General features: G+C 69.1%; 5 protein-coding genes. 2 read left to right on the forward strand and 3 right to left on the reverse strand.

Features of this window, described 5'->3' with window-relative positions:
* Positions 1-52 precede the first annotated feature (52 nt).
* The gene (locus tag FEK34_RS12065) at positions 53-1,522 is read right to left on the reverse strand and encodes a glutamate synthase subunit beta (RefSeq protein ID WP_138447913.1); all 1,470 of its coding nucleotides are present in this window, start codon (positions 1,520-1,522) and stop codon (positions 53-55) included.
* Positions 1,515-6,164 carry a glutamate synthase large subunit gene (gene gltB, locus FEK34_RS12070; protein WP_138447914.1) on the reverse strand — a complete coding sequence of 1,550 codons (4,650 nt, stop codon included), beginning with the start codon at positions 6,162-6,164 and terminating at the stop codon, positions 1,515-1,517. Before gltB ends, FEK34_RS12065 begins: the two co-directional genes overlap by 8 nt.
* 1,076 nt (positions 6,165-7,240) lie before the next feature.
* On the opposite strand from gltB, the gene FEK34_RS12075 reads away from it, so the two are divergent.
* Both FEK34_RS12075 and FEK34_RS12080 read left to right on the forward strand, forming a co-directional pair.
* A complete protein-coding gene (locus FEK34_RS12075) occupies positions 7,241-9,103 on the forward strand; it encodes a DUF4407 domain-containing protein (RefSeq protein ID WP_138447915.1) in 1,863 nt (620 codons plus the stop codon).
* Between the two features lie 287 nt (positions 9,104-9,390).
* Entirely contained in the window at positions 9,391-10,959 is a 1,569-nt protein-coding gene (locus tag FEK34_RS12080; protein WP_138447916.1) for an adenylate/guanylate cyclase domain-containing protein, read from the forward strand.
* 321 nt (positions 10,960-11,280) lie between these two features.
* On the opposite strand, the gene FEK34_RS12085 is transcribed toward FEK34_RS12080, so the two are convergent.
* Positions 11,281-12,834 carry an MFS transporter gene (locus tag FEK34_RS12085; RefSeq protein ID WP_138447917.1) on the reverse strand — a complete coding sequence of 518 codons (1,554 nt, stop codon included), beginning with the start codon at positions 12,832-12,834 and terminating at the stop codon, positions 11,281-11,283.
* Between the last annotated feature and the right edge of the window lie 83 nt (positions 12,835-12,917).

The raw sequence follows: 12,917 nt of genomic DNA on the forward strand, positions 1-12,917 counted from the left end.
AAAGGCGTTGCACCGGAATAGCCCCGGTGCAACGCCTTTCGGGTTGATCAGCTCAGCGCTGGGCGACCATCGTCGGGGTGATGGGCGCCGGGAGGGCGGTCTCACCCTCCAGGAACTTGTCCACCGACGAGGCGGCGGCACGGCCTTCGGCGATGGCCCACACGATCAGCGACTGGCCGCGGCCCATGTCGCCGGCGACGTAGACGCCGGGGATGTTGGTGGCCCAGTTCTTGTCGCGCTGGACGTTGCCGCGCTGGTCGTAGCCGACGCCGAGGTCGGTGAGCAGGCCCGGCTTCTCGGGGCCGACGAAGCCCATGGCCAGCAGCACCAGGTCGGCTTCGAGGGTGAAGTCGGTGCCTTCGACCTTCTCGAAGCGGCCGTTGACCATCTTGACCTCATGCGCCTCGAGGCCGGTGACCTTGCCGTTCTTGCCGACGAAGCGTTCGGTGTTCACCGAGAACACCCGCTCGCCGCCCTCCTCGTGCGCCGAGGACACCCGGTACATGAGCGGGTAGGTCGGCCACGGGGTGGAGCTGGCGCGCTCCTCCGGCGGACGCGGCATGATCTCGAACTGGTGCACGCTTTCGGCGCCCTGACGGTGCGAGGTGCCGAGGCAGTCGGCGCCGGTGTCGCCACCGCCGATGATGACGACCTTCTTGCCGCGTGCGTGGATCGGCGGCAGGCCTTCGGCGTCGGTGACCGGATCGCCGTGCTGCACCCGGTTGGCCCAGGGCAGGAACTCCATCGCCTGGTGGATGCCGTCGAGCTCACGTCCGGGGATCGGCAGGTCGCGGGCCTGGGTGGCGCCGCCGGCCAGCACGATCGCGTCGAACTGCTCGCGCAGTTCATCGGCGGTGATGTCGACGCCGACGTTCACACCGGTCTTGAAGATGGTGCCCTCGGCTTCCATCTGCGCCAGGCGGCGGTCGATGAAGCGCTTCTCCATCTTGAATTCCGGGATGCCGTAGCGCAGCAGACCACCGATGCGGTCGGCCCGCTCGAACACGGTCACGGTGTGACCGGCGCGGGTCAGCTGCTGTGCGGCGGCCAGACCGGCCGGGCCGGAACCGACGACGGCGACCTTCTTGCCGGTGAGGCGGGTCGGGTACACCGGGGTGACCCAGCCCTCGTCGAAGGCGTTCTCGATGATCTCGACCTCGACCTGCTTGATGGTCACCGGGTCCTGGTTGATCCCGAGCACGCACGACGCCTCGCACGGCGCCGGGCACAGCCGCCCGGTGAACTCCGGGAAGTTGTTGGTCGCGTGCAGCCGGTCGATGCCGTCGCGCCAGCGGTCCTTGTAGACCAGGTCGTTCCATTCCGGGATCAGGTTGCCCAGCGGACAACCGTTGTGACAGAACGGAATACCGCAGTCCATGCACCGGCTGGCCTGACGCTGGAGGGTCTCGTGGGAGAAGTTCTCCTCGTAGACCTCTTTCCAGTCCATCAGGCGCAGCGGCACCGGACGCCGCTTGGGCAGCTCACGCGAGGTGTGCTTCAAAAATCCCTGCGCGTCACCCACGAGCAGCCTCCATAATTGCCTCGTCCACGTCCTTGCCGCTCTTCTCAGCCTCGGAGATAGCGAGCAGCACCTTCTTGTATTCGCGTGGCATAACCTTCACAAAGTGGTTCACCTGCTGCGACCAGTCACTCAGAATGCGTTCGGCCACAGCCGAACCGGTCTGGTCGCGGTGCTGCGTGATGATGTCGCGCAGCCAGGTGAAGTCGTCGCCGGACAGCGGCTCGATCGCATCGGCCTGGTCCGGGTTCACCTTCGCTTCGAAGGTGCCGTTCGGGTTGTAGACGAACGCCACACCACCCGACATGCCCGCGCCGAAGTTGCGGCCGGTCTCACCGAGGATGACGACCTTGCCACCGGTCATGTACTCACAACCGTGATCGCCGACGCCCTCGACCACCGCGGTGGCACCCGAGTTACGCACCGCGAACCGCTCACCGACGATGCCGTTGATGAACGCGAGGCCGCTGGTGGCGCCGAACAGGATCACGTTGCCGGCGATGATGTTCTCCTCGGCCACGAACTCCGGCGGCGCGGTGGGCGCCGGGCGGACCACGATGTGGCCGCCGGACAGACCCTTGCCGACGTAGTCGTTGGCATCGCCCTGCACCCGCAGGGTGATACCGGCCGGGACGAACGCGCCGAAGCTGTTGCCTGCCGACCCGGTGAAGGTGATGTCGATGGTGTCGTCGGGCAGGCCGGCGCCACCGTAGAGCTTGGTCACTTCGTGGCCGAGCATGGTGCCGACCGTCCGGTTCACGTTGGTGATCTTGGTTTCGAACTTGACCGGCTTGCCGCGCTCGAGCGCATCGGCCGACTGCGCGATCAGCTCGTTGTCCAGCGCCTTGTCCAGCCCGTGGTCCTGGGTCTTGGTGCAGCGGCGGTCCTGGTACATGAACGCGGTCTCGACGTCGTCGAGGATCGGCGACAGATCCAGCTTGGCGGCCTTCCAGTGCTGCTTGGCCTTGCTGGTGTCGAGCAGGTCGACCCGGCCGATGGCCTCGTCCAGCGTGCGGAAGCCGAGCTGGGCCAGCAGTTCGCGCACCTCTTCGGCGATGAACATGAAGAAGTTCTCGACGAACTCCGGCTTACCGGTGAAGCGCTGACGCAGGATCGGGTTCTGCGTGGCGACACCGACCGGGCAGGTGTCGAGGTGGCAGACCCGCATCATGATGCAGCCGGAGACCACCAGCGGAGCGGTGGCGAAGCCGTACTCCTCGGCGCCGAGCAGCGCGGCGATCATTACGTCGCGGCCGGTCTTCATCTGGCCGTCGACCTGCACCACGATGCGGTCGCGCAGACCGTTGAGCAGCAGCGTCTGCTGGGTCTCGGCCAGGCCGAGCTCCCAGGGACCGCCCGCGTGCTTGAGCGAGGTGAGCGGCGAGGCACCGGTGCCACCGTCGTGGCCGGAGATCAGCACCACGTCGGCGTGCGCCTTGGACACACCGGCGGCGACGGTGCCGACACCCGGCTCGGCGACCAGTTTCACGTGAATCCGCGCCTGCGGGTTCGCGTTCTTCAGGTCGTGGATCAGCTGCGCCAGATCCTCGATCGAGTAGATGTCGTGGTGCGGCGGCGGCGAGATCAGGCCGACACCCGGCGTGGAGTGGCGCACCTCGGCGACCCACGGGTACACCTTGTGCGCGGGCAGCTGGCCGCCCTCACCGGGCTTGGCGCCCTGGGCCATCTTGATCTGGATGTCGGTGCAGTTGGTCAGGTAGTGCGCGGTGACACCGAACCGGCCCGAGGCGACCTGCTTGATCGCGCTGCGGCGCCAGTCGCCGTTCTCCTCGACCTCGAACCGCGCCGGATGCTCGCCGCCCTCACCGGAGTTGGAGCGGCCACCGAGCCGGTTCATCGCGATGGCGAGGGTCTCATGCGATTCGGCGGAGATGGAGCCGTAGCTCATCGCGCCGGTGGAGAACCGCTTGACGATCTCGCTGGCGGGCTCGACCTCGTCGATCGAGATCGGCGCGCGCTCACCGGACTTGAACTTGAACAGGCCGCGCAGCGAGGCCAGCCGCTCGGACTGGTCGTCGACCAGCTTGGTGTACTCCTTGAAGATCGAGTACTGCCCGGTGCGGGTGGAGTGCTGCAACTTGAACACGGTGTCCGGGTTGAACAGGTGGTACTCACCCTCGCGCCGCCACTGGTATTCACCGCCGACCTCGAGCTCGCGGTGCGCGCGCTCGGTGCGGTTCTCCAGGAACGCGATCCGGTGCCGTGCGGCGACCTCGGCGGCGATGTCGTCGAGGCCGATACCGCCCAGGTGCGAGCGCAGACCGGTGAAGTACTCGTCGACCAGACCCTGATCCAGGCCGATGACCTGGAACAGCTGGGCGCCGTTGTAGGAGGCCAGGGTGGAGATGCCCATCTTGGACATCACCTTCAGCACACCCTTGCTCGCGGCCTTGTTGTAGTTGGCCACGGCCTTGCGGAAATCGGCGGCGTGATCGCCGGTGCTTCCTGGCATGTCCAGCGCGTTGCGCTCGAGCATGTCCTCGATGGACTCGAAGGCCATGTACGGGTTGATGGCGGCCGCGCCGAAGCCGACGAGCATCGCCATGTGATGCACCTCGCGGGCGTCACCGGCCTCGACGACCAGCCCGACCATGGTGCGGGTGCGCTCGCGGACCAGGTGGTGATGCACCGAGGAGGTGAGCAGCAGCGACGGGATCGGCGCCAGCTTCTCGTTGGACTCGCGGTCCGACAGCACGATGATGCGCGCGCCGCCGTCGATCGCGGCCGAGACCTGGGTGTTGATGGCGGCCAGCGCCTTGCGCAGACCCTCACCGCCCTCGGCGACCGGGTACAGGCCGCGCACGACCACCGAACGCAGCTCGGGGTGCGAGCCGTCGTCGTTGATGTGCACGAGCTTGGCCAGCTCGTCGTTGTCCAGGATCGGCTGCTCGATGGCGATCTGCTTACAGGAATCCGGACCCGGATGCAGCAGGTCGGCCTCGGGACCGATATTGCGCTTGAGGCTGGTGACGACCTCTTCCCGGATTGCGTCCAGCGGCGGGTTGGTCACCTGCGCGAACAGCTGGGAGAAGTAGTCGAACAGCAGCCGCGAACGGCTCGACAGCACCGCGATCGGGGTGTCGGTGCCCATCGAACCGAGCGCCTCACCGCCGGTCTTGGCCATCGGCGCGATCAGCAGGTTCAGTTCCTCGGTGGTGTAGCCGAAGATCTGCTGCCGGATCAGCACCCGGTCGTGCGGCATGTGCACGTGCGGGCGGTCGGGCAGATCGGCCAGCCGGCTCACACCCGCGTCCAGCCACTCCTGGTACGGGTGCTCGGAGGCGAGCTGATCCTTGAGCTCGTCGTCGCCGACGATGCGGCCCTGGGCGGTGTCGACCAGGAACATGCGGCCGGGCTGCAGGCGGACCTTCTTGATCACCTTGGCCGGGTCGATGTCGAGCACGCCGACCTCGGAGGCCATGACGACCAGGCCGTCGTCGGTGACCCAGATGCGGCTGGGGCGCAGACCGTTGCGGTCGAGCACCGCACCGATGACGGTGCCATCGGAGAAGCACACCGAAGCCGGGCCGTCCCACGGCTCCATCAGCATCGAGTGGTACTCGTAGAACGCGCGCCGCTTCGGGTCCATGGTCTCGTTGCGTTCCCAGGCCTCGGGAATCATCATCAGGACCGCGTGCGGCAGGCTGCGACCGCCCAGGTGCAGCAGCTCGAGCACCTCGTCGAAGCGGGCGGTGTCGCTGGCGCCGGGGGTGCAGACCGGGAAGATCTTCTCCAGCCGGTTCTTGCCCGCGGAATCGGTACCGAAGACGTCCGAGCGCAGCAGCGCCTCACGCGCGCGCATCCAGTTCTCGTTACCGCTGACGGTGTTGATCTCACCGTTGTGCGCGACCCGGCGGAACGGATGCGCCAGCGGCCAGGACGGGAAGGTGTTGGTGGAGAAGCGCGAGTGCACGATGCCGAGCGCCGACTCCACCCGGTCGTCCTGCAGATCGAGGTAGAACGCCCGCAGCTGCGGGGTGGTGAACATGCCCTTGTAGACGAAGGTCTGCCCGGACAGGCTCGGGAAGTACACCGACTCGCGGCCGACCGCGCCCTCACCGGCGCCGGACTTGCCGAGCTCGCGCTCGACCCGCTTACGGATGACGTAGGCACGACGCTCCAGGTCCATCCCGGACAGCTGCTCGCCGTCGGCGGGGGAACCGATGAAGATCTGCCGGAAGGTCGGCATGGCGTCGCGCGACAGCGCGCCGAGCGAGGACTCGTCGATCGGCACCTCACGCCAGCCGAGGACCGCGAGGCCCTCTTCCTTGACGATCTTGTCCACGCCGTACGCGGCGACGGCGGCTTCGCGGCGGGCCTGCGGCAGGAAGGCGATACCGGTGGCGTAGGAGCCCTCCGGCGGCAGCTCGAAGTCGACCACGGCACGGAAGAACCGGTCCGGCACCTGGATCAGGATGCCGGCGCCGTCACCACTGTTGGGCTCGGCGCCCGCGGCACCACGGTGCTCCAGGTTCAACAAGGCGGTGATGGCCTTGTCGACGATGTCACGGCTGCGGCGGCCGTGCATGTCCACGACGAAGGCGACGCCACACGCGTCGTGCTCGTTCGCCGGGTCGTAGAGACCGATGGGTCCAGGTGACCTGTGGCCAGGAAGTTGCGTCATGCCTCTGCCTTCAAGAAAGTCGGCCCTCGATTCGGGCGGCCGTCGAAGACGGCCTGTCGAACGCCTCCGTCAAGACTGCGCCGGTACCTTCGGGAAGCCAGCCGCGCTGATGGTTCCCTGTGTCCGATTCGCGGCGCTCGCCGCTGGGTGCAGTCACGTCTCTAGTTGTCCACCCGCTCCTGTTATGCAGTAGGGGTGCTCGGTGGTAACGGAACGCTTACGTGTTCCTTACCGCCGCGCGGGGTTGTGCCCGCTACGCTCGGCACCGGATCAGGGTGCCTGTGCGGGCGTTCGGGCACCGAACATTCTGTGTTCGGCGTAAGAGCAAACGATAAGTCAGGTCCCGAGCCCAACCAACTTAGGTTCGACTAATAACCAGGTCTAGCTGGGCTTCTTCATTCAGGTCCTCCACGTGTGCGCGTCGTCCAGTGTAAAGCAGCATCCGGGCACTGATCGATCCCGTTCCGTGCAGGTCGGAGGGGTTGTCAGGGGGCTTCCCGGTGGATGAGCGAACGCGTCGTTGCGCCCGAACACCCGCTTTCACCTGCATCGAAGCAGATTTCCCCTCGCCGGAGCGGGACAAACCATTCGTGGTGCGGCTAACCATTGCGCGGGCCGGTGAGATATTTCCGACAGCGTTGTGACGAGCACAGAACATGATCCGACCGTCCGGCCTGTTTTGCCCGATGTGCGCTTCAGCACACCCGCAGCAAACGGCGCCGGAGTGGTCTTCGACACATCCGATCGCGGCCGAGGCCGGCCCTGACCCGGTCCGGATCTCGTTGCGGCAGCGTGGTCTTCGGCACATAGGGCGCTACCTGCGGCATCGGATCCGATCACGCGTCGGCCCGCACCCTCGAAGGCGGGCGGCGACGACATCGACGCCGACTGTGAGGCTGACCACATCCCGGGCTCCACGCTCGGTGGATCGGCAGATCGCCTGTCACGCTGTGACAACGAATCCGTGACACTTTCGCATGCGCGGGCGCACCGCCGTGGCAGTCGAGAAGCGAGCTGCGCGCGAATATCGGAGCCGAGCGCGACAAGGACTCGGACGTAGAGGATGTGGGAATCCCATGACCGTCATCGGCACGCTCACCTGGCTCGGCGGGGACCGGTCCGGCGCCCGGCCTGATATCGAAGACCACCGGGAACGCGGTGCGTACGCGCTCATCGGCGCGGTGGTCGCGCTGTTCGCCGTGGTCGCGGGTGTGGTCACCGGTGCGGCGGGTGCGGCGTCGGGGTGGCCTGCCTTCGGTGTGATCGCGGCGGCGGCGATCGTCGCGGTGCTGGCGAGCGCTGTCGGTAAGGCGCTGGCCACCGTCGATCCGGAGACCGTGCTGCGGCGCGACGGTGCGACCGGCGACCGGCGTGGCTCCCTCGGCCGAGTGGTCGTCGCCGCGCTGACCGGGCTGCTGCTGGCGGAACTGGCCTCGACCCTGCTGTTCGGCGGTACCGTCGACCGGCTGCTCGACGAACGCGGTGCGGCCGCTGCGGCCTCGGTGCCTGCCGTGCGCGATGCCCGCGCGGATCTGGACCGGGCCCGCACCGACCGCACGAACCTGAACCAGACGATCGCGCAGGCCCAGGCCGATATCGACAAGGCGCTGGTCACCGCGCGCTGCGAATACAACCCGACCCCGGAGTGCCCGCAGACCCGCATCACCGGCGTCCCCGGGCGCGGACCGGAATCGCAGACCGCCGAGGACATGCTCGCCGACGCCCGTGCCCAGCACGCCGCCGCGGTGGACCGGATCGCGCCACTCGACCAGGCCGTCACCGATGCGCAGGTGCGCGTCGACGCCGCCGAAACCGCTGCCCTCGCCGACGCCGACCGTGGGCTCGGGGCGCGCTGGGTCGCCATGCACGACCACACCACCGCGCACGCCGGCGCGCTGCTGCTGCGCCTGCTGACGGCGGTCGCGTTCGTGCTGCTCGCGCTGCTGCCGCTGATCCTGCGCCGCTGGCGCGGGGAAACCGCGCAGGAGCGGCGGCTGGCCGCCGACCTCATCCGGGACCGGGCCGAGCGCAGCGCCGACGCCGCCATTGCGGTGAAGCGGGCCGAGGTGCGCACCGAGGCCGAACGGCTGCGCGCCGATCAGCAGCTCACCGCCGCCCGGCTGGCCGTCGAGGCCGATACCGCCATCGACCGGGAACGCCAGCGCACCCGCGTCATCGCCGCCATCGGCGGCCTGGAGATCGGCATCACCGAACCCTCGCGCCGGGCCGTCGGCGCGGGCGCGACCGCCGAACTACCGGCCGGAGCTCCGGCCGCCGACCGAAAGGACCCCACCGTGTCGCACGACGGGATCGCCCCGACGAATCTGCCCGCCCCGGTCGGCGCGAACGCCATCGCCCCGGCGCCGGGTGCCCTCGCACCCGCGGTGCGGGCGACCGTGCCCGCCAAGGCCGAACACTCCGGTGAGCGCGGTGGATTGGAGTTGCCGCTGATCGGTCAGGTGCCGTTCACCGATACCGCCGCCCGCTGGATCCGCCCGCTGGTGCCCTCCTTCGTCGCCAATGCCATCGACACCGCGACCCATCCGCTGCGCACCGCGCGCCAGGCGTTCGAGGAGGTCGAGGAGATCACCTTCACGCTGCGCCGCACCCGCAAGGTCACCGTCGACTCCGAGGATTCGGCCGCGCAGGCCGCCCCGCAGGTGGGCTATCAGGTGCCGCCCGGCTACCAGCTGACCCCGGGCACCCCCGAGTACTGGCACGCCCAGCGCATCGCCGCCGCGGCCGTCGACCCGCAGGTGCCGCACTACTACCCGACAACCGACCCCCGCTACTCGACCGATCCCCGCTACTCGGCGCTGCCGCAGGCCTCGGCGTCCGGGTACGGGCTGCCGCACGCTTCCCACGACGAACTGCCCGGCCGCCACACGCCGGAACTGCCCGGACCTTCGGGGCCGCGCGAACTTCCGCCGGGTCGGTGAGCGCCGCGCGACCGGGCGGGTGCAGCGGTGAACACGGACCAGCGAGCCGGTATGCGCTGTGCCGCCGGGCAGCGCCGTCCGATTGGTACGGACTCACGGGCCATCCTGGGTCGTCGCCCCACCACCCGCGCCACCCGAGTCGGCCGATGACCGGCCGGCGGCGCGGATCGGGGGCGGCGAAAGGGTCCGGTCGAACTCACAACGAGAACGGCTCGCGGCTGTCCGGTCTCACCACCGACGGCGCCGCCGGCCCCGAGGGGCGCGCACCCGCGCATACGCTGCCACCTGTGCCCGACAGTGAGCTCACGCCCGAAGCGTTCGGATCCAAGCCGTGGGGTTCTCGGCTGCTCGGACCCGCCGAGGAGAAGTCGGGGATTCGGCGGGTGCGGATCCAGCTGCTGCTGACGATTCCGTTGATCGGGGCGAATCTGATCGGGATCGCGGTGGCGATCGTGCTGATCGGGTTCGTGCTGCCGGGGCCGACGGTCTTCACGCTGCGGTTGCTGCCGCTCAATGCCATTGCCGCGCCGTTGTATGCGGTGCTCGCGGTGGTGGTGGGCCTGCTGTGGGGGACGGTGTCGGGGCTGCGGACATTGCGGTGGGCCACCGACCCCGAGCATGTGCCCACCGAAGCCGAACAGCGCGCGGCGGTGCGGGTGCCGCGGCGGTTGGTGCGCCAGCAGGCGTGGCTGTGGTTCGGCGGGGCGGTGGTGCTCAGCCTGCTCTACGGGCTCGCCGATCCGGCACTCATCCCGAAGATCGTGCTCGGCATCGGGTTCAGCGCGATCGTGGTGTGCGCCAACAGCTATCTGATCGCGGAGTTCGCGCTGCGTTCGGTGACGGCGCGGGTGCTCGACGCCGCGCCGGGACGGGTCATCCACAGCATCGGCGTCTTCGGGCGGACCATGCTGATGTGGCTGCTGGGTTCGGCGGTGCCGGTGGCGTTGTCGATGGTGGTCGCGCTGCTGTCGCTGACCGGGTTCGACGTCAGCACCGAACGCATGGCCGTCTGCGTGCTCACCCTCGGCGGGGCGACCCTGGTATTCGGGATGCTGCTGATGATGCAGGCCTCCGCGGCGACGGTGGCGCCCATCCGCGGGGTGCGCCGGGCGCTGCGGCAGGTGGAGGGCGGCGATCTGAATGTGGCGGTCACCGTTTACGACGGCACCGAACTGGGTGAGCTGCAAAGCGGTTTCAACCGGATGGTGCACGGGCTCCGCGAACGCGAACAGATCCGCGATCTGTTCGGCAGGCACGTCGGCCATGAGGTCGCGGTCGCGGCGATCGGCAGCAATCCGCAGCTGGGTGGGCAGGAATGCGAGGCCGCGGCGCTGTTCATCGACATCATCGGCTCCACGACGTTGACCGCCACCCGCCCGGCCACCGAGATCGTCGCGATTCTCAACGAGTTCTTCGCCATCGTGGTCGACGAGGTGGAGCGGCAGGGCGGGCTGGTCAACAAATTCGAAGGCGATGCGGCGCTGGCGATCTTCGGTGCGCCCGCCCCGCTACCCGATGCGGCGGGGGCGGCGCTGGCCTGCGCCCGTGCCATCCGCGCCCGCCTTGACGAGCACACCTCCGATTTCTCCGCCGCCATCGGCGTGGCCGCCGGACGGGTGGTCGCCGGCAATGTGGGCGCCCACCAGCGTTACGAGTTCACCGTCATCGGGGACGCGGTGAACGAGGCAGCGCGGCTGTGCGAACTGGCCAAACAGGATTCGGGACTGCTGTTGAGTTCCGCGAGCACCGTCGCCGCCGCCGACGCCGAGGAAGCGGCGCAATGGAAGCTGGGCGAGCAGGTGACCCTGCGCGGGCGCACCCAACGCACCGAACTCGCCCGGCCCCGGATGAATTGAGCGCGCCGCGCGTGAAGGGACGGCGCTAGCCATCATCGGGCCGAAGTGACGACGCCGGTTCAGACCGCCATCGTCCCCGACCCACGACAGATGCGCCGCCGGCCCAGGCGGTCGGCCTCGCGACCGGACAGCCTGCGCAGCCGTTTCGGACATGATCGGGCCACCACGCAGCCGGCCGGTTCGCAGTACGGAGGGCCGAGAGCCGGCCGCTCATTCCACCGGACACGGTCGCGCGTCTCGAATGCCGGCTCGCGCTCGGCCCCTGGGCTCGCCACCCAGACGACCGAGCGCCGCTCGACCTCGTCGGCTCCGCGCTGCCCGTCAGCCCCGCGCTGCCCCTGAGCTCCGCGCGCCCCGCGAGCGGAACGCCAGCACTGCCGCCACCAGCAGCACGCCCGCGATGCCGACCGAGGCCAGATGGATACCGGTGACGAAGGATTCGTGCGCCGACGTCAGCAGCGCCGTGCCCGCCGCCTCCGGTAGCTGCGCAGCCAGATCGGCAACGCCGCCCAGCGATTCAGCAGCCGCGCCGGATGCCTCCGACGGCAACGCCGACAGGTCCAGCCCGTTGCGGAACACCGCCATCACCATGCTGCCGAGCAGCGCCACACCGAGCGCGATGCCGGTTTCATAGGCGGTCTCGGAGATGGCCGCTGCCGCACCGGCGCGCTCGACCGGAGCCGAGCTGACCACCAGATCCGACGACACCGTCAGTGCGATGCCGACGCCGGTACCGATCAGCCCGAAGCCGAGCACGAACGGCACGATCCCTGTCGCGGCGTCGGCGGTCAGCCAGCAGAACAGCCCCGCACCGAGCGCTGCCACCGCCAGCGAGCCACCGAGCACCGCGGTCGGCCGCCAGCGCTGCACCAGCACCGCGGCCAGCAGCGAGCCGACGACGCTGGCCGCGAGCCCCGGCAGCAACAGCAAACCCGCCTGCATCGGCGAGCGGCCGAGCACCAGTTGCAGATACTGCGAACCGAAGAACAGCACGCCGGCCAGCGCGAAGACCGCGAGCAGGTTGGTCAGCACCGCCGTGCGGAACTGCGGCACCTCGAACAGTCGCAGGTCGAGCATGGGCTGGTCGAGGGTGCGCTGCCTGCGCACGAACAGCACGCCGGCGCCCACGCCGATCACACCCGCGACCATCGGCACCGGGCTCACACCGTGCGCCGCGAACTCCTTGACCGCGTACACGAACGGCACCAGCGCCAGCATCGACAGCACCGCGCTCGGGATGTCGAATCGGCCCGGGTTCGGGTCCTTCGACTCCGGGATGAGCAGCGGGCCGAGCGCGACCAGCGCCAGCATCACCGGCAGATTCGCCAGGAACACCGAACCCCACCAGTAGTGCTCGAGCAGCCAGCCACCCAGCAGCGGACCCGCGGCGGCGCCACCACCGGCCATGGCACCCCAGACCGCGATGGCGAAGGTGCGCTGACGCGGGTCGAGGAACATCGAGCGGATCAGCCCGAGGGTGGCCGGCATCAGGGTCGCGCCGGTGACGCCCTGCAAGACGCGGGCGGCGATCAGCATTTCGGGGCTGACCGACCAGGCCGCCAGTAGCGAGGCGAGCCCGAAGCCCGCCGCGCCGATCAGCAGCAGCCTGCGCCGGCCGATCCGGTCGCCGAGGTTGCCCATCATCACCAGCAGGCCTGCCAGCACGAACGAGTAGACGTCGATGATCCACAGCAGCTGGGTGGTGCTCGGGGCCAGGTCGGCGCTGATGGCGGGGACCGCGATATCGAGCACGGTCGCGTCCACCGCGAGCAGCAGCAGGGCGAGGGCCAGCACGGCCAGGCCGATCCAGTCCCGCGTGGTGGCGCGGGGCGGGGTTTCGCGCAGGTCGGGGCCGGTGCCCGTGGTGATGTCCATGATCCTTCTCGACTTTCGTCGTTCGTCGTAAACCGTCCAGACGGTACAGTACCAAACATTACCGTCCAGCCGGTACAGTTGAT

This window comes from Nocardia cyriacigeorgica, assembly GCF_005863245.1.
GTDB classification, from domain to species: Bacteria; Actinomycetota; Actinomycetes; order Mycobacteriales; family Mycobacteriaceae; genus Nocardia; species Nocardia cyriacigeorgica_C.